13 protein-coding genes are annotated in these 20,488 nt (G+C 69.4%); 4 read left to right on the forward strand and 9 right to left on the reverse strand.

Annotation, left to right across the window (positions count from 1 at the left end; all coding sequences use genetic code 11):
* Nucleotides 1–4 precede the first annotated feature (4 nt).
* From ABD197_RS09605 to gatC, 4 genes are read right to left on the reverse strand one after another with little or no spacing between them, the layout of a single operon-like run.
* Complete coding sequence (locus ABD197_RS09605; protein ID WP_344053925.1) at nt 5–1,309, reverse strand: DNA polymerase IV; 1,305 nt, start codon at nt 1,307–1,309, stop codon at nt 5–7.
* Nucleotides 1,310–1,347: 38 nt separating this feature from the next.
* Nucleotides 1,348–2,862, reverse strand: a complete 1,515-nt coding sequence (gatB, locus tag ABD197_RS09610; protein WP_344053927.1) for an Asp-tRNA(Asn)/Glu-tRNA(Gln) amidotransferase subunit GatB — start codon at nt 2,860–2,862, stop codon at nt 1,348–1,350.
* 1 nt (nt 2,863) lies between these two features.
* The gene (gene gatA, locus ABD197_RS09615) at nt 2,864–4,381 is read right to left on the reverse strand and encodes an Asp-tRNA(Asn)/Glu-tRNA(Gln) amidotransferase subunit GatA (RefSeq protein WP_344053929.1); all 1,518 of its coding nucleotides are present in this window, start codon (nt 4,379–4,381) and stop codon (nt 2,864–2,866) included.
* Nucleotides 4,378–4,677, reverse strand: a complete 300-nt coding sequence (gene gatC, locus ABD197_RS09620) for an Asp-tRNA(Asn)/Glu-tRNA(Gln) amidotransferase subunit GatC (RefSeq protein WP_344053931.1) — start codon at nt 4,675–4,677, stop codon at nt 4,378–4,380. Before gatC ends, gatA begins: the two co-directional genes overlap by 4 nt.
* Before the next feature lie 56 nt (nt 4,678–4,733).
* On the opposite strand from gatC, the gene ABD197_RS09625 reads away from it, so the two are divergent.
* Nucleotides 4,734–6,437, forward strand: a complete 1,704-nt coding sequence (locus tag ABD197_RS09625) for a long-chain-fatty-acid--CoA ligase (protein WP_344053933.1) — start codon at nt 4,734–4,736, stop codon at nt 6,435–6,437.
* An 8-nt stretch (nt 6,438–6,445) separates the two neighbouring features.
* Here the strand turns inward: ABD197_RS09625 and ligA are convergent, their stop codons facing one another.
* From ligA to ABD197_RS09640, 3 genes are read right to left on the reverse strand one after another with little or no spacing between them, the layout of a single operon-like run.
* Nucleotides 6,446–8,713: an NAD-dependent DNA ligase LigA gene (ligA, locus tag ABD197_RS09630; RefSeq protein WP_344053934.1), complete on the reverse strand. Its 2,268-nt coding sequence runs from the start codon at nt 8,711–8,713 to the stop codon at nt 6,446–6,448.
* Between the two features lie 46 nt (nt 8,714–8,759).
* Complete coding sequence (gene mnmA, locus ABD197_RS09635) at nt 8,760–9,860, reverse strand: tRNA 2-thiouridine(34) synthase MnmA (protein ID WP_344053935.1); 1,101 nt, start codon at nt 9,858–9,860, stop codon at nt 8,760–8,762.
* A gap of 9 nt (nt 9,861–9,869) precedes the next feature.
* Nucleotides 9,870–11,099: a cysteine desulfurase family protein gene (locus ABD197_RS09640; protein ID WP_344053936.1), complete on the reverse strand. Its 1,230-nt coding sequence runs from the start codon at nt 11,097–11,099 to the stop codon at nt 9,870–9,872.
* Between the two features lie 59 nt (nt 11,100–11,158).
* On the opposite strand from ABD197_RS09640, the gene glgX reads away from it, so the two are divergent.
* Genes glgX through glgB form a run of 3 tightly spaced genes read left to right on the forward strand, consistent with a single transcriptional unit; the run spans nt 11,159 to nt 17,582 of the window.
* Nucleotides 11,159–13,246, forward strand: a complete 2,088-nt coding sequence (gene glgX, locus ABD197_RS09645; RefSeq protein ID WP_344053937.1) for a glycogen debranching protein GlgX — start codon at nt 11,159–11,161, stop codon at nt 13,244–13,246.
* A 56-nt stretch (nt 13,247–13,302) separates the two neighbouring features.
* Nucleotides 13,303–15,387 (forward strand): alpha-1,4-glucan--maltose-1-phosphate maltosyltransferase, encoded by a 2,085-nt coding sequence (locus ABD197_RS09650; protein ID WP_344053939.1) that lies wholly within the window; start codon nt 13,303–13,305, stop codon nt 15,385–15,387.
* A complete protein-coding gene (gene glgB / locus ABD197_RS09655) occupies nt 15,384–17,582 on the forward strand; it encodes a 1,4-alpha-glucan branching protein GlgB (protein WP_344053941.1) in 2,199 nt (732 codons plus the stop codon). Before ABD197_RS09650 ends, glgB begins: the two co-directional genes overlap by 4 nt.
* 18 nt (nt 17,583–17,600) lie before the next feature.
* Here glgB and ABD197_RS09660 read toward each other — a convergent pair whose 3' ends face one another.
* Both ABD197_RS09660 and ABD197_RS09665 read right to left on the reverse strand, forming a co-directional pair.
* Nucleotides 17,601–18,533, reverse strand: a complete 933-nt coding sequence (locus tag ABD197_RS09660; protein ID WP_344053943.1) for a tetratricopeptide repeat protein — start codon at nt 18,531–18,533, stop codon at nt 17,601–17,603.
* Nucleotides 18,530–20,362: a DUF8094 domain-containing protein gene (locus ABD197_RS09665; protein WP_344053946.1), complete on the reverse strand. Its 1,833-nt coding sequence runs from the start codon at nt 20,360–20,362 to the stop codon at nt 18,530–18,532. The genes ABD197_RS09660 and ABD197_RS09665 overlap by 4 nt, the downstream gene beginning before the upstream one ends.
* Nucleotides 20,363–20,488: the final 126 nt, after the last annotated feature.

Genomic DNA, 20,488 nt, shown 5'->3' on the forward strand with positions numbered 1-20,488 from the left:
CACGCTACCCGTCGTGACGCGCGCTGCCCAGGCCCGAGCCCGGCCCGGCGGAATCCGACCCCGGCGCGCGCGGGTGCGACGGCAGCGCGGTGCCGCCGCGCGGCCCCCCGATCAGCGTCGCGCGGGTCACGGCGCCGCGCCCGAACCGCGCCGCCGCGTCATCGAGCGCGCCCTCCACGCGGCGCCACTCCTCGTCGTCGTCCCACAGCGCGAGATCGCCACCGCCCGACGGGCGCAGCTTCTCTGCGCGCACTCCCACCAGGCGGACCGGGAGGGGTCGGTCGAGCGCGTCGAACATCCCCAGCGCGGCTTCGCCGATGCGCTGACCCACCGCCGTGGGTTCGGGAAGGGTCTGCGACCGCGTGAGCGTCGTGAAGTCCGAGAAGCGGATCTTGATCGCGATCGTGCGCGCCTCCCAGCCGTTCGAGCGCAGGCGAGCACCCACGCGGTCGGCCAGCCGTCGCAGCTCTGAACGGAGGATCGTCGGCTCGTCGATGTCGGAGTGGAACGTCTCCTCGTGGCCGACGCTCTTCTCGACACGTTCGGTGTCGACCTCGCGCGCGTCCATGCCGCGCGACAACTGCCAGATGCGCTCGCCCATCGCGCTGCCGAGTGCACGGTCGAGCACCCCGCGGGGCGTGTCGAGGATGTCGGCGATCGTCCGGATGCCGCGTGCCTCGAGCGCCTCGGCGGATTTGGGGCCGATGCCCCAGAGCGCACGGACCGAGCGGGGCCGCAGGAAGTCCTCGGTCCGGTCGGCCGCCACGATCAGCAGACCGTCGGGCTTGCTGATCGTCGAGGCCATCTTGGCAACGTGCTTCGTCGCGGCCACGCCGATGCTGCAGGTCAGGCCGGTTTCCTCACGCACGCGTCGACGGAGCGAACGCGCGATCTCACCCGGACTCCCCCACAGCCGGCGCGCACCGCGCACGTCCAGGAACGCCTCGTCGATCGACAGTGGCTCGACGAGCGGCGTGACGTCGTGGAAGACGCTCATCACCTGCGCCGACACCGCCAGGTATCGCTCGAAGTGGGGTGTCACCGTGATCGCCGTCGGACACAGGCGCAGTGCCTGCGCCATGTTCATCGCCGAGCGCACGCCGAACCGTCGTGCCTCGTAGGAGGCGCTCGAAACGACGCCGCGCCCCTCCACACCGCCGACGATGAGGGGCTTGCCCTTCAGCGAGGGGTCGTCGAGAACCTCTACGGCCGCGTAGAACGCGTCCATATCGACGTGCAGGATGCCGGTGCCGGTGTCGTCGGCACCGTCGGGCGACACGAGCCGCCCGGTCCCGTCACCGCGTCCCATCAGCCGATGGTCTCACCGGGCACCGACATGCAGGCGTATCAGTGCCCTGCCCGCTCCAGCACGAGCTCGCGCACCCGTGCGGCATCCGCCTGGCCTCGCATCGCCTTCATCACCGCGCCGATCACCGCACCGGCGGCCTGAACCTTGCCGTCGCGGATCTTCTCCAGGACATCGGGCTGAGACGCGAGCGCCTCGTCGATCGCCGCGATCAGGGCGCCGTCGTCCGAGACGACGGCGAGCCCGCGGGCGTCCACGATCTCCTGCGGCGTGCCCTCGCCCGCGATCATGCCCTCGAGCACCTGACGGGCGAGCTTGTCGGTGAGGGTGCCGGCGTCCACGAGCTTCTGGAGTTCGGCGACATCCCGCGGCGAGACGAGCTCGGCAGGCTCCTTGCCCTCCGCATTCGCGATGCGCGCCAGTTCACCGGTCCACCACTTGCGCGCCGCGGCGGGGGTAGCGCCGGCGGCCACGGTCTCCTCCACCTCGACGAGCAGGCCGGCATTCACCACACCCTGGAAGTCGATGTCGCTGAATCCCCAGTCCGCCTTCAGACGACGACGTCGCGCGGCCGGCGGTTCGGGCAGCGCCGCGCGCAGCTGCTCGACGAGCTCGGCGGAGGGGACGACGGGCAGGAGGTCGGGCTCGGGGAAGTACCGGTAGTCGTCCGCGTCGGACTTGGGGCGTCCCGGTGAGGTCGTCCCGGTGTCCTCGTGCCAGTGCCGCGTTTCCTGCGTGATCGTCCCGCCGGCTGCGAGGATCGCGGCCTGGCGCTGGATCTCGTATCGGACGGCACGCTCCACCGACCGCATGGAGTTGACGTTCTTCGTCTCCGTGCGGGTCCCGAGCGCCGCCTGACCGCGGGGACGCAGCGAGACGTTCGCATCGCATCGGAGGTTGCCACGCTCCATGCGCGCCTCGGAGATGCCGAGGGCGCGGACGATGTCACGGATCGTGGAGACGTAGGCCTTCGCCACCTCGGGCGCGCGGTGCTCGGCGCCGTAGATCGGCTTCGTCACGATCTCCACCAGCGGGACGCCGGCGCGGTTGTAGTCGACGAGGGAGTACTCCGCGCCCTGGATGCGACCGGTTGAGCCGCCGACGTGCGTCAGCTTGCCCGCATCCTCCTCCATGTGCGCACGCTCGATCGGAACCTCGACGATCGTGCCGTCTTCGAGTTCGACCTCCACGCGTCCTTCGAAGGCGATCGGCTCGTCGTATTGGGAGATCTGATAGTTCTTGCCGAGATCGGGATAGAAGTAGTTCTTGCGCGCGAAGCGGCTCGACGGAGCGATCGAGCAACCCAGCGCGAGCCCGAGACTGATCGATGAGCGGATCGCGGTCTCGTTGACGACCGGCAGCGATCCGGGCAGACCGAGGTCCACCGGGGCGATCAGCGTGTTCGGGGCGGCGCCGTGGTTGTCATCGTGCGCGGGGTTGGCCGCGGCCGAGAACATCTTCGTCTTGGTGTTCAGCTCCACGTGGACTTCGAACCCGAGGACGGGCTCGAAAAGCTCGAGAGCCTCGTCGAAGTCCATGATCTTGTCTTTCGCCATGTCAGGCGACACCTCCCCGTACCGGGGCGCGATCCAGCAGCGGAGCGCCCCACGAATCCACCAGCAGCGCCTCGAGGGCCGCGCCCACCCGATAGAGCTGCGCGTCGGCGCGCGCGGGAGCGAGGAACTGGATGCCGACCGGCAGGCCGTCCTCCGCGGCGAGCCCCGAAGGTATCGAAATGCCCGGGACGCCGGCGAGGTTCGCCGGGATGGTCGTCACGTCGTTCAGGTACATCTGCATCGGGTCGTCGATCTTCTCGCCGAGCCGGAACGCGGTGGTCGGAGCCGACGGAGTCGCGATCACATCGACCTTCGAGAACGCCTCGTCGAAGTCGCGCTGGATGAGCGTCCGCACCTTCTGCGCGGAGCCGTAGTAGGCGTCGTAGTAGCCCGCCGACAGCGCGTAGGTCCCCAGGATGATGCGGCGCTTCACTTCGTCACCGAATCCGGCGTCGCGCGTCGCGGCCATGACGCTCTCGACGGTCGGAGTCCCGGAGGGAGTCACTCGCAGACCGAAGCGCACGGAGTCGAACTTGGCGAGGTTGCTCGACGCCTCCGCAGGCAGGATCAGGTAGTAGGCCGCGACTCCGTACTCGAAGTGCGGGGCGCTGATCTCGACGATCTCGGCACCCTGCGCCTCCATCGCGGCCAGGGCGGCGCGGAACGACGCCGAAACGCCGGGCTGGAAGCCCGAGTCCGGAAGCTCCTTGATGACCCCGACGCGGAGGCCCCGGAGGACCTCGCCGTTCGCGCCTTCCCGCGCGGCCGCGGCGAAGGACGGCCACGCGTCGGTGAGCGAGGTCGAATCGTGCGGATCGTGCCCGCCGATCACGTCGTGAAGCAGACCCGCGTCCAGGACGGTGCGCGTCACAGGGCCGACCTGATCCAGGCTCGACGCGAGAGCGATCGCGCCGTACCGGCTGACGGCGCCGTACGTCGGCTTGAGACCCACGGTGCCGGTGACGTGCGCGGGCTGACGGATCGACCCGCCCGTGTCGGACCCGAGGGCGAGGGGCGCCTCGAACGCCGCGACGGCCGCCGCCGAGCCGCCCCCTGAGCCGCCCGGAATGCGGTCCAGATCCCACGGATTGCGCGTCGGTCCGTACGCGGAGTGCTCGGTGGACGAGCCCATCGCGAACTCGTCCATGTTCGTCTTGCCGAGCGGGACGAGACCCGCCGCGCGGGAGCGTGCGACGACAGTAGCGTCGAACGGCGACATGTAGCCCTCGAGGATCCGCGACCCGCTCGTGGAGGGCATGTCGGTCGTGACCAGAACGTCCTTGATCGCCAGCGGTACGCCCGCGATCGGACCGAGGTCCTCCCCTGCGGCACGCCGTCGGTCGATGTCGTCGGCGACCTCGAGGGCGTGATCGCTCACGTGGAGGAATGCGTGGATGTCGGCATCCACCGCCGCGATCCGATCCAGGTGCGCGCGCGTGACCTCGACACTGGAGACCTCGCCGGCGGACAGTCGCGCGCCGAGTTCGGCCGCGCTCAGACGCGTCAGTTCCGCGGTCACTGTTCCTCCCCCAGGATCGCGGTCACCCGGAAGCGACCGTCGGCGGCGTCCGGTGCGTTCTGCAGTGTCTGCTCCGGCGTCAGCATGTCCCCGACCTCGTCGGGACGCGCGACGTTCTGCAGCGGAATGGGGTGGCTCGTCGCGGGGACGTCCGGCGTCGCGACCTCGGACACCTTGGCGATGTTGTCGACGATCGCGTCGAGCTGACCCGTCAAGCGAGAGATCTCCTCTTCGCTCAACTGGATCCGGGCGAGCACACCGAGATGGCGCACGAGATCGGGGGTGATTTCAGACACCCGTCCATCCTACGAGCGCCGGTGTGGCCGACGAGACCGATCACTAGGGTGGAGCGGTGAGCACGTACGAGCCTCCTCGCCCCTGGATCGCCAGCTATGCGGAGGGTGTGCCGGATGACCTCGACCCGGTGACGGGTTCACTCGTCGACATCGTGGAGGCCTCGGCACGGGATTATCCCGACGCCCCCGCGCTGCAGTTCTTCGGCCGCACGACCTCGTACCGCGAACTCCACGAGGCGATCGACCGCGCCGCCGCCGGTCTCCTGGCGCAGGGCGTGCGCGCCGGCGATCCGGTGGCGATCGTCCTCCCGAACTGCCCGCAGCACATCGTCGCGTTCTACGCGATCCTGCGGCTGGGTGCGGTCGTGGTCGAGCACAATCCGCTGTACACCCCTCGGGAACTGCGCAAGCAGTTCGAGGATCACGGCGCAAAGCATGCGATCGTGTGGACCAAGGTGGCCGGGCTCGTGCAGGATTTCCCCGAAGACCTCGCCGTCGACTCCCTCATCTCTGTCGACATCACCAAGGCGATGCCGTTCACCACCCGTCTGGCCCTGCGCCTGCCGATCGCGAAGGCCCGCGAGGCACGCGAGGCGCTGTACGCGAAGGTCACCCGGACGGTGTCGTGGGAGTCGGTCGTCGGCTCGGCACCGCTCCCGGCGACGCATCCGAAGCCTGCCACGGACGATCTCGCTCTGATCCAGTACACCAGCGGCACGACCGGCACACCGAAGGGCGCTTCCCTCACGCACCGCAACCTTCTCTCCAATGCCGCGCAAGCACGCGCATGGGTCCCCTCGATCGTCCGCGGCGACGGGTGCGTGGTCTACGCGGTGCTGCCGATGTTCCACGCTTACGGCCTGACGCTGTGCCTCACCTTCGCGATGTCGATGGGAGCGCGTCTGGTGCTGTTCCCGCGTTTCGACCCGGACATGGTGCTCGAGGTCACCAAGAAGCACCCCGCGACCTTCCTTCCGCTCGTCCCGCCGATCGCCGATCGCCTGCTGAAGGCGGCGCGCGAGAAGGGCGTCTCGCTGGAGGGCACGCAGGTCGCCATCTCCGGAGCGATGGCGCTGCCGCACGACCTCGTCGTGCCGTTCGAGGCCGCTTCGGGGGGATACCTGGTCGAGGGGTACGGTCTGAGCGAATGCTCGCCGGTGCTGATGGCCAATCCGGTCGCCGAGAACCGCGTGCCGGGCACCGTCGGACTGCCGCTCCCCGGAACGGAGGTGCGGGTCGTGGACCCGGACGAGCCCACCCGCGATGTGCCTGCCGGTCAGCCCGGGGAGCTCATCGTCCGAGGTCCGCAGGTCTTCGGCGGGTACTACGGCAAGCCCGAGGAGACCGAGAAGGTGTTCGTCGACGGCTGGTTCCGCACCGGCGACATCGTCACAGTCGACGCCGGTGGCTTCGTGCGGATCGTCGATCGCATCAAGGAACTCATCATCACGGGCGGATTCAACGTCGCGCCGACCGAGGTCGAGATCGCGCTCCGCCAGCATCCCCAGGTCGATGACGCCGCGGTGGTCGGGCTCCCCAGCGCTCAATCGGGGGAAGAAGTCGTCGCGGCCGTCGTGCTCGCGGCGGGCGCCGGGCAGCCCGACATCGAGGCGATCAGGGAGTTCGCGCGCGGCATCCTGACCCCGTACAAAGTGCCGCGCCGGATCTTCGTCGTGGATGAGCTGCCGAAGTCGCTCATCGGCAAGGTCCTGCGTCGCCAGGTGCGCGACTCGCTGCTGCAGTTGACCTCCGGAGGCTGACGCGCCCGCTACCCCTGGTCGAGGGCGGCGGGGCCTTCGGTCACGAGAAGTCGGAACTGAGCGGCGTCGATGATGCGGATGCCGAGCTCGTCCGCCCGGGTGAGCTTGGAGCCCGCACCGGGACCGGCCGCGACGAAGTCGGTCTTCTTGGACACGCTCGACGCCGCCTTGCCGCCGGCCGCGATGATCGCCTCCTGCGCTCCTTCACGGCTGAAGCCCTCAAGCGATCCGGTGGCGACGACGGTGACACCTTCCAGCACGCCGCCCGCGGCCACCGCCGCGCCCGGACCGGCGTGACCAGGAGTGCGCAGCTGCGCTCCGGCGGCGCTCCAGCGTTCGACGATCTCGCGGTGCCAGTCGATCTCGAACCACTCCAGGAGCGAGTCCGCGATGATGCCGCCGACGCCCTCGACGGCCGCGAGCTCATCGCGGGTGGCTGCCCGGATCGCGTCGACGGAGCCGAACCACTGCGCGAGCGCCCGTGCGGCCACCGGGCCCACGTGGCGGATGTTGAGGGCGACGAGGAACCGCCAGAGATCCTTCGTCTTGGCGCCTTCGAGGTTGGCCAGCAGCACCGTCGCAGCAGCCGACAGGATGGATGACTCGTCTCCGTCGAAGGGTCCGTCGGCGGAGTACGGCGGGTCGGTCTTCTTCCGCTGGCGCCGGAACGGCGAGCGGGTGTCGGGGGTGCCGTCCTCGCTCAGACGCGGGAGTCCGGTCTCGGCATCCCGGACGACGACATCGATCGGGAAGAGGTCCTCCGCGCGCAGGTCGAACAGAGCGGCTTCGGTCACCAGCGGCGGCGTCTCCGGACGGATCGGCTGTGTGAGCGCCGCGGCGGACACCTCGCCCAGTCCTTCGACATCCAGCGCGCCGCGGGATCCGATGTGCTCGACGCGTCCGCGCACCTGCGCGGGGCACGACCGCGCGTTCGGGCAGCGCAGGTCGATGTCGCCCTCTTTCGCAGGTGCGAGCGGGAAGCCGCACTCCGGGCAGTCCTTCGGCATCACGAACGGGCGCTCGGTGCCGTCCCGCAGCTCGACGACCGGCCCGAGCACCTCGGGGATCACGTCACCGGCCTTACGCAGGACGACGGTGTCCCCGATGAGCACGCCCTTCGCCTTCACGACGTCCTGATTGTGCAGCGTGGCCTGGCGCACGACGCTCCCGGCCACGCGCGTCGGCTCCATCACGGCGAACGGCGTCGCACGGCCGGTGCGGCCGACCGACACCACGATGTCCCGCAGGACGGTGTTCACCTGCTCGGGCGGATACTTGTACGCGATCGCCCAGCGCGGCGCCCGGCTCGTCGCCCCCAGCTCATCGTGCAGCGCGAGTTCGTCCACCTTGATCACGATGCCGTCGATCTCGTGCTCGACGTCGTGACGATGCGCGCCGTAGTGACGGATGAAGTCGTCGGCCGCCTCCGCCGAGTCCGCCACGCGGAAGTACGCACTTGTGGGCAGCCCCCACGAGGCCAGCAGCCCGTAGACCTCGCTCTGCGTCCGCACCGGCGGGTCGGGCCATGCACCTATGCCGTGCACCGTCATGCGCAGCCGCGAGAGGCGCTGATGCACGGCGTCGAGCTGGCGTTCGTTCTTGCCCTCGGTCTTCTGACGAAGTGAGCCGCTCGCGGCGTTGCGAGGATTGGCGAACAGCCGGTCGCCCATCGCCTCCTGGTAGGCGTTCAGGGATTCGAAATCGGCGACGGTGAAGAAGACTTCTCCGCGCACCTCGACCAGCGGCGGGTGTCCGGAGCCCTCGAGGCGATGCGGGATGCCGGCCACCTGCCGCACATTGTCCGTCACGTCCTCGCCCACGCGCCCGTCGCCGCGCGTCGCCGCGGAGACCAGACGGCCGTGCTCGTAGCGCAGCGACAGCGCGAGCCCGTCGATCTTCAGCTCGCACAGGTAGTGCACCGGGCGTCCGGCATCGCGCTGCACCTTCGCCGCCCAGGCGAGGAACTCCTCGTCGCTGAACACGTTGTCCAGGCTCAGCATGCGCTCGGCGTGCTCGACGGGTGCGAAGAGGGATCCGGATGCCGCACCCACGGTGAGGGTGGGCGAGTCCTGGCCCTGCAGCTCGGGGTGGAGACGCTCGATGCGCTCGAGCCGCTGCATCCATCCGTCGTAGGTCGCGTCGTCCACGACGACCGTGTCGCGCCCGTAGTACGCGTCGCGCGCCTGCAGGATCAGCTCGGTCAGACGCACGCTCTCCTGCCGCGCGTCGTCCAGGGACGCAAGGGACAGCTCATCGGGGGCTTCGGAGTCCGTCACCCGGCAAGTCTACGAGCGGGCACCGACAGTGATACGGGCCGGATCGTCACGTCGTGACCGGCACCGCCGAGACCGTGTGATCGATCGTGAACTGGCCCAGAACACGCGTGCCGTCGTATAGGACGGCGGTCTGCCCGGGCGCGACGCCGTCGAGGGGCTCATCGGGCGTCACCGTCACGAGCGCCGCGGAGACGACGGCGGTCGCCGGCACGGGATCGGCGTGCGCGCGGATCTGGACGTGGCACTCGAACTCCCGGCGGGCGGGGACGGCGCCGGCCCACGTGAATCGGGCGCCGGAGATCTGCGCGATCGCCAGCGCCTCCTTCGGACCGACGACGACCGTGTTGCTGACCGGTCGCACCTCCAGGACGAAGCGGGGCTTCCCGTCTGCCGCCGGCACACCGAGCGACAGCCCGCGGCGCTGTCCGACCGTGAAGGCGTGCGCCCCCTCGTGCGAACCCACGACCGTGCCGGAGTCGTCGACGATGTCGCCGCGCGCGGCGCCCACCCGCTCGGCGAGCCAGCCGCGGGTGTCTCCGTCCGGAATGAAGCAGATGTCGTGGCTGTCCGGCTTGCGGGCGACGGTCAGACCGCGCGCCTCCGCCTCCTGCCGGACGAGTTCTTTCGACGGAGTCTCGCCCAGCGGGAACAGCGTGTGCTCCAGCTGGTCTGCGGTGAGAACGCCGAGCACGTACGACTGGTCCTTGGCCGCGTCGCTCGCGCGGTGCAGTTCGAGCGTCCCGTCCGTCCCGGTGCGAAGGAGCGCGTAGTGGCCTGTGCAGACGGCGTCGAACCCGAGGTCGAGGGCCTTCTCGAGGACCGCGGCGAACTTGATCCGCTCGTTGCAGCGCATGCACGGGTTGGGTGTCCGCCCGGCACGGTACTCCGAGACGAAATCCTCGATCACGTCGTCGCGGAAGCGCTCCGAGAAGTCCCACACGTAGAACGGGATCCCGAGGCGATCGGCCGCCCGTCGCGCATCCATCGCGTCCTCGATCGTGCAGCACCCGCGGCTGCCCGTGCGCAGCGTCCCGCCGGCGCGCGAGAGAGCAAGGTGCACGCCCACCACGTCGTGGCCGGCATCCACCGCGCGCGCGGCGGCCACCGCGGAGTCCACTCCCCCGCTCATCGCCGCCAGAACACGCATCAGACGATTCTACGAGAGCGCGTCCCCTGCGGGGCGGGACGCCGCCACGCGCCGTGTGGACAACCCGGCTCCCCGCGCTCGCTCGTAGACCCCGGGAAGCGTCGCGATCACCGCATCGACGTCCTCCGCAGTGGTGGTACGCCCGAGCGTCAGACGCAGTGCGCTGCGTGCCGCCGCGTCGCCCATGCCCATCGCGAGCAGGACGTGCGAGGGTTCCGGGACGCCGGCCTGACATGCCGACCCCGTCGAGACGGCGATGCCGGCCGCGTCCAGCAGCATCAGGAGGGAGTCGCCCTGTGCGCCGGGGAAGACCGCGTGGAAGTGTCCCGGAAGACGCTCTGCCCCGAGCGCCGAGACGCGCATCTCGGGAAGGCGCTCCCGCAGTGCGCTTTCGAGCCGGTCTCGGAGCGCGCCGATGCGGGCGGCCTCGACCGCGAGCTCGGCGACAGCGAGCTCCGCCGCTGCGGCGAACGCCGCCGCACCGGCGGGATCCTGCGTGCCCGCCCGCACTCCGCGCTGCTGACCGCCCCCGTGCAGGAGAGGCTCGACGGCCGCGTCCCGGGCGACGACGAGGGCACCGACGCCGATCGGACCGCCGAGCTTGTGCGCGGCGACGCTCATCGCCACCAGGCCCGCGCTTCGGGATCCGCTCGCCGCGCGCAGGCCGCGGAAGGACAGCGGCACGTGGCCGAAAGCGCCCACGGCGTCCACGTGCATCGGCACGCCGGCCCGCGCGCAGGCGGATGCCGCCTCCTCCAGCGGCTGCAGCGTCCCGACTTCGTTGTTCGCGGCGAGCAGAGTGGCGACGGCCGCGTCGCCGCTGCCGACCGCACCCTCCCAAGCGTCCGGATCGAGTCGGGCATCGCGGTCCACCCGGACCCATTCCACGTCGGCGACCTCGTGTTCGTGCAGATAGTCCAGCGTGTCCACAGTGGCGTGATGCTCGCCCTCCGGCGCGACGATCGCCGTGCGCCCGGTGCGCTCGCGCCGGGCGCGGTACAGACCTGTGATCCCGAGGTTCACGGACTCGGTGCCGCCCGACGTGAACACGACCTCGATCGGCTCGCATCCCAGCGTCGCGGCCAGTCGCTCGCGTGCGTCCTCGAGCACGCGCCGCGCCGCCTGACCCGCAGCATGGATCGATGAGGGGTTGCCTGCCGCCTCGGCGGCATGCAACCACGCGTCCCGTGCTTCGGGCCGCATGCCCGTCGTCGCGGCGTGGTCGAGATATACGACCATTCCGGTCCCCCCGCCTCAACGTCACCTCGCCGACTCGCGGCGTTACTACTGTAGAGCGCATGGTCTCGCCCGAATCCCTGACCGCGCTCGCTCCGCCGCCGGGACTGCTGAGCTCCGAGCTCGACGATCTCGGCGTCACGCTCGGACCCGACGGTGCGACTCTGCGCGTCTGGTCCGCGAACGCGAGCGGAGTAGAACTCGTGGTGTTCGACGACACCGATCTGGACTGGATCACCGACACGGTCCCGCTCGAGCCGGTCGGTGCGGGGGTGTGGAGCGTGACGACGCCGCTCCTGCGGCCGGGGACGCGCTACGCGATCCGCGTCGACGGCCCCCACGGCCCCGGCAATACATTCAACCCCGGCACCCTCCTCGTCGAACCGTATGCGAGGGGGCTGGTCAGCGGCGGTTTCGAGGACTGGCGCGCCGTCGTGGTGGACGGATCCTTCGACTGGGGCGGCGTGACGAAACCCGCGATCCCGATGGACAGGACGGTCATCTACGAGGGGCATCTCAAGGGCATGTCCAAGCGGCATCCGCTCGTTCCGCCGGCTCTGCACGGCACGTATGCGGGCCTCGCGCACCCGGCGATGATCGAGCATTTCCTCGCGCTCGGCGTCACGAGCATCCAGCTCCTGCCGGTGCACGCGTTCGCGACCGAGCCTCGTCTGCTCCAGCACGGCCTCACGAACTATTGGGGCTACAACACCCTCAATTTCTTCACGCCGCACGGCGCATACGCGACCGAAGAGAACCGACGGCAGGGACCCGAGGCGATCCTGCGCGAGTTCAAGGGCATGGTGAAGCTGCTGCACCAGGCGGGCCTCGAGGTCATCCTCGACGTCGTGTACAACCACACCGCCGAAGAGAGCATCGGCGGACCGCGCTCGAGCCTGCGCGGCATCGACAACCGCTCCTACTATCGGCAGCAGGGCGACGGCGCGTACATCGACGTGACGGGATGCGGGAATTCGGTGAACACCTCCACGGATGCCGCCGCCCGGCTCATCCTCGATTCGCTGCGCTACTGGGCCGTCGACCTGCAGGTGGACGGGTTCCGGTTCGACCTCGCGGCAACGCTCGGCCGGGATGCGAACCACCACTTCACGCCGGATCACCCTCTCCTGCGTGCGATCGTCGATGATCCGGCGCTCGCCGGCGTCAAGCGCATCGCGGAGCCCTGGGATGTGGGCATGGGCGGCTGGCAGACCGGGAACTTCGGGGACGGCTGGCACGAGTGGAACGACCGCTACCGCGACCGCGTGCGCAACTTCTGGCTGAGCGACGTCGACTACGCACGCCGCGCGTCCACGGCGCCGGTCGGGATCGGCGGCTTCGCCACGCGCCTGTCCGGTTCGTCGAACACGTTCAGCGTCGAGCGGGGGCCGCTGGCGAGCGTGAACTTCGTCACCGCACACGACGGGTTCACCCTCCGTGATCTGGTGTCGTACGACGTGAAGCACAACCTGGGCAACGGCGAGCAGAACCGCGACGGTGCCGACACGAACCGCTCGTTCAACCACGGCGCGGAAGGACCCACGACCGACGCGGGGATCCTCGCCACCCGCCGCAAGGCCATGCGGAACATCCTGGGCACTCTGCTGCTGTCGGCGGGGGTGCCCATGCTGACCGCGGGCGACGAGTTCGCCCGGACGCAGCGCGGCAACAACAACGCCTACTGCCACGACTCCGCCCTCACCTGGCTGTCGTGGGACCACGCGCCGTGGCAGGACGATCTGTTCGCGCACGTTCGTCGCCTCATCCGCCTTCGCGCCGAGAACCCCGCTCTGCGACCGAGCAGATTCGCCAAGCTCGACGAGCACACCCCCTCGGCATCCGTGATGGAGTGGTACGACCAGACCGGCAGCACGATGTCGATCGACAAGTGGACGGACCCCGCCCACCGCACGCTGCAGTACGTCGCCGCCTCCACCCCCGAGTTCGAGGCCTACAACCGGATCCTGCTCATGGTGCACGGCAACGAACGCCCCACCGAGGTGACGCTGCCCGAGATCGAGGGGGTGACCTCGTTCGTTTCGCTGTGGTCCAGTGCGGACGAGCGGCCCGTCGACGTCGAGGAGACTTTCGCTCCCGGGGATGTCGTGCCTCTCGTGGGCACGTCGATGCGGCTCTTCCGGGTCGAGTAGTCGATCCGGCGCGGCGGAAGCTGTCCTGCCGCCGGGGTGCGCGGTAGGTTCGAGAGGTGGTCACGACGACGCGCGCGACGCGCCCCCTTTCCTGGCGAAGCATCTCTCCGGTCCCCGTCAGGGAGGCCACGGACTTCCAGCCGAACCGCACGACCGCGACGCCGCGCATACCGGTCACCCTGATCTCCCCGGCGGTGCCCGGCGGCTCGTTCCGCCCGAGCGCCTACGCCGGGGAGATCGTCCCGTTCCGGGCCGTGGCGTTCCGCGAGGGACATGACCTGATCGGCGTCCACGTCCGCCTCTTCGCTCCGTCCGGCGACGAGTCGCTGCACCGTCTCCGCGCCCTGCACGACGGGTTCGACCGGTGGGAGACCGCCGTCACCCCGCTCGAGGAAGGTGTCTGGGGCTTCCGCTTCGAGGCTTTCGCGGACGACTTCGCGACGTGGGAGCACGCGGCCGACCTGAAGATCGCCGCGGGGGTGGATGCCGCGCTCATGCGCGAGATCGGCGCGCGACTGTTCGACCGGGCGGTGAAGGAGAAGTCGCGGCCGATCACGGAGCGCCGTCGCCTGGAGAGCGCCGCCGTCAGCCTGCGCGACAGCGCGGTCGACGACGATGCGGCTCTGGAGATCGTCCGCGACCCGTCGATCGCCGCGTTCTTCACGGCGCGCCCGCTGACGTCGCTCATGACGCTCGGTGAGCGTCATGAGCTGCTCGTCGAACGCGAGCGGGCCGGAGTCGGTGCGTGGTACGAGTTCTTCCCCCGCTCGGAGGGCGCACGCCGTTTGAAGGACGGCACGATCAAGAGCGGCACCTTCCGGACGGCGATGAAGCGCCTCCCCGCCGTGGCGGCGATGGGCTTCGACGTGCTCTACCTGCCACCGATCCACCCGATCGGCCGGCTCAACCGCAAGGGCCCGAACAACACGCTCGACCCGAAGCCCGGCGATCCGGGATCGCCCTGGGCGATCGGATCCGACGAGGGCGGGCATGACGCGATCCACCCCGATCTCGGGACCCTGGCGGACTTCCGCGCCTTCGTGCGCGCCGCGCGCGCGGAGGGTATCGAGGTCGCTTTGGATCTCGCTCTCCAGGCCGCGCCGGATCACCCGTGGGTCGCCGCCCACCCGGAGTGGTTCACCACCCTCCCGGACGGGACGATCGCGTACGCAGAGAACCCCCCGAAGAAGTATCAGGACATCTACCCGATCAACTTCGACAACGATCCGGAGGGCTTCTCCGCCGAAGCTCTGCGGGTGGTCCGCCACTGGATCGCCCAGGGCGTCGCGATCTTCCGAGTCGACAATCCCCACACCAAGCCGCTGCAGTTCTGGGAGTGGTTGATCTCCACCGTCAACGCGGAGCGCCCGGACGTCGTCTTCCTGGCCGAGGCGTTCTCGCGGCCGGCCGTGATGCAGTCGCTGGCGAAAGCCGGCTTCCAGCAGAGCTACACGTACTTCACCTGGCGCAACACGAAGGCCGAGCTGGAGGAGTTCCTGACGGGCCTCGCGACCGAGACAGCCGACTTCCTGCGCCCGAATCTTTTCGTCAACACGCCCGACATCCTCACGGAGTACCTGCAGTACGGCGGCCGACCGGGCTACAAGATCCGCGCGGCGATCGCGGCCACGGGAGCACCGACCTACGGGGTGTACGCCGGATACGAGCTGTACGAGAACGTCGCGCGTCCCGGCGCGGAAGAGAACATCGACAACGAGAAGTTCGAGTACAAGCTCCGCGACTGGGCGGCAGCGGAGGCGCGCGGAGATTCGCTCGCCCCGTACCTGACTCGCCTGAACCAGATCCGCCGGGAGCACCCCGCGCTGCGGCAGCTGCGCAACATCTCGGTGCACTGGAGCGACGACGACGCGATCCTCGTCTTCTCGAAGTGGATCGACGCCGCGCTCTCGCCGAGCGGACACGCCGACACGATCATCGTGGTGGCCAACGTCGACCCGCATTCCGTGCGTCAGACGATGGTCCACCTGGACACCCGCGTCTGGGGCGTGCCGTCCGGGACGCCGTTCGAGGTCGAAGACCTGATCACGGGTGAGCACTGGACCTGGTCGGATCACAATTTCGTCCGTCTCGACGCGTTCACCGAACCCGTCCACATCCTGCACGTGAAGGAGTCTCGATGACGAGTCCCACCGATGACCTGCTCGACGCCGTCGCGGCGGGCTCGCATCACGATCCGCATTCCGTCCTCGGCATGCATTTCGGACAGGATGCCGAGGGTGCGCCCGAGTGGACGATCAGAGCGCGTCGGCCGCTGGCCCACAGCGTCACCGCCGTGTTCGACGACGGCACCCGTGTCCCGCTCGAGCACGTGCGCGCCGGCATCTGGGAAGGTCAGCGCGCCGGTGAGGGCGGCTCGTACGAACTTGTGACGACGTACCCCGACGCGCCCGACTTCACCGCGGTAGACCCGTACCGGTTCGCCCCGACGATCGGCGAACTCGATCTGCACCTGATCCGCGAGGGGCGTCACGAAGAGCTCTGGCGCGTCCTCGGCGCGCATGTGCGCACGATCGACGGCGTCGCGGGCACGGCCTTCTCCGTGTGGGCGCCGAACGCCCGGGCTGTGCGTGTCGTCGGCGACTTCAACGGATGGGACGGCCCCGCCCACGCCATGCGGTCCATGGGATCCAGCGGCGTCTGGGAGATCTTCGTCCCCGGCATCGGGGTCGGCACCGCCTACAAGTTCCAGCTCCTCTCCCGCGGCGGTGAGTGGGTGCTCAAAGCCGATCCGATGGCGCGATTCGCCGAGATCCCCCCGGCGACGGCATCCGTCGTGACGGATTCGGGATATGCATGGTCGGATGCCGCATGGCTGAAGGCGCGCGCGTCCAGCCAGCCTGTGTCGCAGCCCATGTCGATCTACGAAGTGCACTTCGGCTCGTGGCGTCCGGGGCTCTCGTATCGCGAGGGTGCGGACCAGCTGATCGACTACGTCACGGCGCAGGGCTTCACCCACGTGGAGTTCCTGCCGCTCGCGGAGCACCCGTTCGGGGGCTCCTGGGGCTATCAGGTGACCGGGTACTACTCCCCCACGAGTCGGTTCGGGTCGCCCGACGACCTCCGCTACCTGATCGACCGGCTGCACCAGGCGGGTATCGGCGTGATCATGGACTGGGTGCCCGGTCACTTCCCGAAGGACGCTTTCGCGCTCGCCCGCTTCGACGGCGAGGCGCTGTACGAGCATCCCGATCCGCGGCGCGGCGAGCACCGCGACTGGGGCACGTACATCTTCGACTACGGACGCAACGAGGTGCGGAACTTCCTCGTCGCCAACGCGCTGTACTGGTTCGAGGAATTCCATGTCGACGGCCTCCGCGTCGACGCCGTCGCGTCGATGCTGTACCTCGACTACTCGCGCGAGGACGGGGAGTGGGTCCCGAACATCCACGGCGGGCGCGAGAACCTGGAGGCCATCAGATTCCTCCAGGAAGTGACCGCCACGTCGTACAAGCGCTATCCGGGGATCTCCCTGATCGCCGAGGAGTCCACGTCCTTCCCGGGCGTGACCGCTCCGACGAGTCAGGCGGGTCTCGGCTTCGGGTTCAAGTGGAACATGGGCTGGATGAACGACTCGCTCCAGTACATCGCCCGGGACCCGATGTACCGCGCGCACCACGAAGGAGAGCTCTCGTTCTCGTTCGTCTACGCGTTCAGCGAGAACTTCGTGCTACCCATCAGCCATGACGAGGTCGTCCACGGCAAGGGCAGTCTGTTCGCGCGGATGCCCGGTGACCACTGGCAGAAGCTCGCGAACATGCGTGCGTTCCTCGCGTACATGTGGGGCCACCCCGGCAAGCAACTGCTGTTCATGGGACAGGAGTTCGGCCAGCTCTCCGAATGGGCGGAGGGCCGTGGTCTGGACTGGTGGCTGCTGGACCAGCCTTCGCACGCGCAGCTGCACGGCTTCGTGGCGACGCTCAACAGCGTCTACAAGGCGCAGTCCGCACTGTGGTCGCGCGACAGCGACGGCGCGGCGTTCTCCCGCATCGGCGCCCCCACCTGGAACCCGAATGTCGTGGCCTTCTCCCGTCGTGACCATCACGGCAACACGGTCGTCGTGATCGCGAACTTCTCCGGCGTGCCGATCCACGGGTACGCGCTGGATCTGCCCGAATCAGGCGTGTGGCACGAGATCCTCAACTCCGACGGTCAGGAGTACGGCGGCTCGGGCGTCGGCAATCTGGGTGCGGTCCACGCCGGAGAATCCGGACGGGCCACGATGGTCCTGCCCCCGCTCGGGGTCCTCTGGCTCGGACATGCCGCGCAGCAGCACCTGCCGCCGCAAACGAGTTCCGGACAGCTGCTGCTTCCCTGACGGCCCGGCCGGCCGCGCTCAGAACAGGAGCGAGGCCAGTCGGCCGCGGGCGCGAAGGACCCGCGGGTCGGCATCCCCGATCAGACCGAACAGCTCCAGAAGTCGTTCGCGCACCGCGGACCGGTCATCCGCGGGCAGGGCACCGAACAGATCCAGGAGTCGCCCGAACGCGTCGTCCACATGCCCACCCGCGATGTCAAGGTCGGCGACGGCGAACTGAGCCTCGATGTCGAGCGGGCCCGCCGCCGCTGCCGCCCGCGCGCTCTGCAGATCGAGATGCTGGACCCGGTCGAGCAGACGCACCTGACCGAGGCCGGCGCGGGCATCCTCATCGCGGGGATTCTCGGCGAGGGCCTTCTCGTAGGCGACCACTGCGCGGGCGTAGTCGCCCGCTTCGATCGCCTCATACGCCTCGGCGTGCAGCGGAGGCAGGGGTGCATCCACCGGCTCGCCGTCTGCGGCGTTGCCGTCGCCGGACACATCCACCGAACCCGTCACCCCGTTCTGGGCGGCGAGCTGGAGGAGCTGGGCGAAGACCTCGCGCACCTGCTGCTCGGGAACGGCCCCCGTGAACAGCGGCACCGGCTGGCCGCCGACCAGGGCGACCACCATCGGGATCGACTGCGCACGGAACGCCTGCGCGAGCTGCGGGTTCGCGTCGACATCGACCTTGGCGAGCACGAGGCGACCCGAGAGTTCGGTCACGACGGCCTCGAGGATCGGGCTGAGCTGCTTGCAGGGGCCGCACCACTCCGCCCAGAGGTCGATCACGACGGGCACCGAACGCGAGAGCTCCAGGATCTGCGGGAAGGTGTCGTCGGTGACGTCCATGACGAGAGACGGTGAGGGCGTCGACGTCTGCGCGGTACCCGGGGCAGGCGCGGCGGGTCGATTGCGCAGAGCCGACAGGTCGACGGCACCGCGGAGAGCGGTCGGAGAGACGTCGGTCAATTGATCACCTTTGCATCGAGGATCTCGGACGAATAGCCGAGCAGCCGGATCTTCTCGGAGGACCCGAGACCGGGCACGTAGAAGAACAGCTGATCACTGAATGTGGTCGTGAAGCCCGTGGCCGACTGTTCGGCACCCGCAAGGGTCTTCACCGTGGGGTTCGTGTCGAGCTTGATGACGGCATCCGCGTTCGTCGGCTTGACCGTGTCGACTTCGTTCACGTTCACCGCGACGATCGCGCCGCTTTCGAGCGTCGCCAGCGCGAGCGGAGGATGGGATCCCGCGACCGTGTCGAAGGTGAGACTGCCGGTCGAGGCCGCGGTGGTGTTGAAATCGGCGAGGCGCTTCTCGCGGTCAGCCGTCACGCTCGCGCGGAACTGGTCGCCCTCCGCCTCGAACTGGTCGTAGAACTCACTGTCCGCACCCTTGTTGAGCACGTCGGCGTACGCGGCCGCGAGCTGATCCGGGGCCATCAGCAGGAAGGAGGAGTCAGGCGGAACCTGCTGCGCCCCGACGTACACCGGAGCCAGGTCCGGCATCTGGGTCGATGCCTCCAGGCTCGACAGATACGTGAGCTTGTAGGGCGCCCACTGATCCTGCTGCGTGAGAAGCATGATGCTCGCGGTCTTGTCGGCGTCGTCGTTCACGACGGCCATCACCGACCGCGGCCATCCGTCGTACGCCTGCGGGAGGACGATCTCGAGCGGTTTCGTCGGAATCGCCGCGAGGGCCGCCTCATCGGGCAGAGCAGCGCGCAGCCGGTAGTTCGTCGCGCGCTCCTCGAGGACGGCGCCGTCCAGTCGGGTCGCTGCCAGCGTGGCATCGAGCGCGCTGTCCGCGTCCGCCGCTGTCTGCGCGATGCGTGCGATGATCCGCTCCGCCTGCGCTTTCGTCACGGCGGGAGCCTGCTGACCCTCGGGGATGATCACCGACTCGCTGGGACTCGGCGTGGGGCTCGCGGCGAGCTGCGGCCAGGAGTCCGCCGAGCAGCCGGCGAAGAGAAGTGCCGACACCGCCAGCGCCGGCGCGACGACGAGAGCCTTCCGGCCGGGTCCCACCGATCGCCGTGTCGGTGCCGCGCTGATCACGCCCTTGTCCGCGCCCTCGACCGCGAGATCGATCGGTTCCGTGACCGGCAGCGGCAGACCCTTGCGGCGCGGGCCGCGCGACCTGCGCACATGACGGATGCCGAGGATGTACAAGAAGACCCCCACCGCCATCAGGATCGCCCCGAGGACGATGAGGGGACCCGCCCAGGGAGTCGCGCGGGCGACCGACCAGGACACGCTGACATCGGAGGGAGCGGCAGCCACGCCGTCGGTGGCGACGAGCACACTCATTCCCTCGGGAAGCTGCAGCGGAGCGATCAGCAGGTCCTCCTGCTGGAACTCGTCCAGCCACAGGTCGGAGCCGATCGGACTCCGCGCCTCCGCCGTCGCATCGGCGCTCCCGTCGGTCTCGCCCTCGACGGCGACGTCCTCTTCGGCGGAGGGCTCTTCCGACGGAGCCGGCGTCACGCTCTCGGAGTCGACGTCACCGGAGGAGGTGAGCGTCGCCTCCACGTACTCGGTGTCCGCCAGCCAGGCCTTCATGTCGGCGGTGCGCCCGTAAGCGGCGAAGATCTCGCCGTCGCCCTGTGCACGCAGCGTCTGCGCACCAGGAAGGCGGTTGAGCACCGCGCCGTCGATCAGCAGGTACGGCGCCTCCTGCGAGACGGCGATGTCGACGGATTCGGACCGTGGGCCCTGGAAGACGGTGCGCTGGGCGATGCCCGCTCCGATCATCACGGCGGCGAGCACGAAGGCCGCCACAGCCCACACGAAACGCACGAAAACACCTCTCCCGGACCCGCTTGTCGTCACCGCGGGTCGTCGACTCGACATTTCAGACTAGCGAAGGAGACCTGTGCGTCGCCCGGGAGGTGCCAATCCCCGCGCTGCGCGGGTGGAGTGCAT

This window comes from Microbacterium lacus (assembly GCF_039531105.1).
Lineage (GTDB): Bacteria > Actinomycetota > Actinomycetes > Actinomycetales > Microbacteriaceae > Microbacterium > Microbacterium lacus.

Excerpts from the sequence above, each read along its gene's own strand:
- ABD197_RS09605 (WP_344053925.1), bottom strand. The coding sequence starts at position 1,309 with ATGGGACGCGGTGACGGGACCGGGCGGCTCGTGTCGCCCGACGGTGCC.
- gatB (WP_344053927.1), bottom strand. The coding sequence starts at position 2,862 with ATGGCGAAAGACAAGATCATGGACTTCGACGAGGCTCTCGAGCTTTTC.
- mnmA (WP_344053935.1), bottom strand. The coding sequence starts at position 9,860 with ATGCGTGTTCTGGCGGCGATGAGCGGGGGAGTGGACTCCGCGGTGGCC.
- ABD197_RS09640 (WP_344053936.1), bottom strand. The coding sequence starts at position 11,099 with ATGGTCGTATATCTCGACCACGCCGCGACGACGGGCATGCGGCCCGAA.
- glgX (WP_344053937.1), top strand. The coding sequence starts at position 11,159 with ATGGTCTCGCCCGAATCCCTGACCGCGCTCGCTCCGCCGCCGGGACTG.
- glgB (WP_344053941.1), top strand. The coding sequence starts at position 15,384 with ATGACGAGTCCCACCGATGACCTGCTCGACGCCGTCGCGGCGGGCTCG.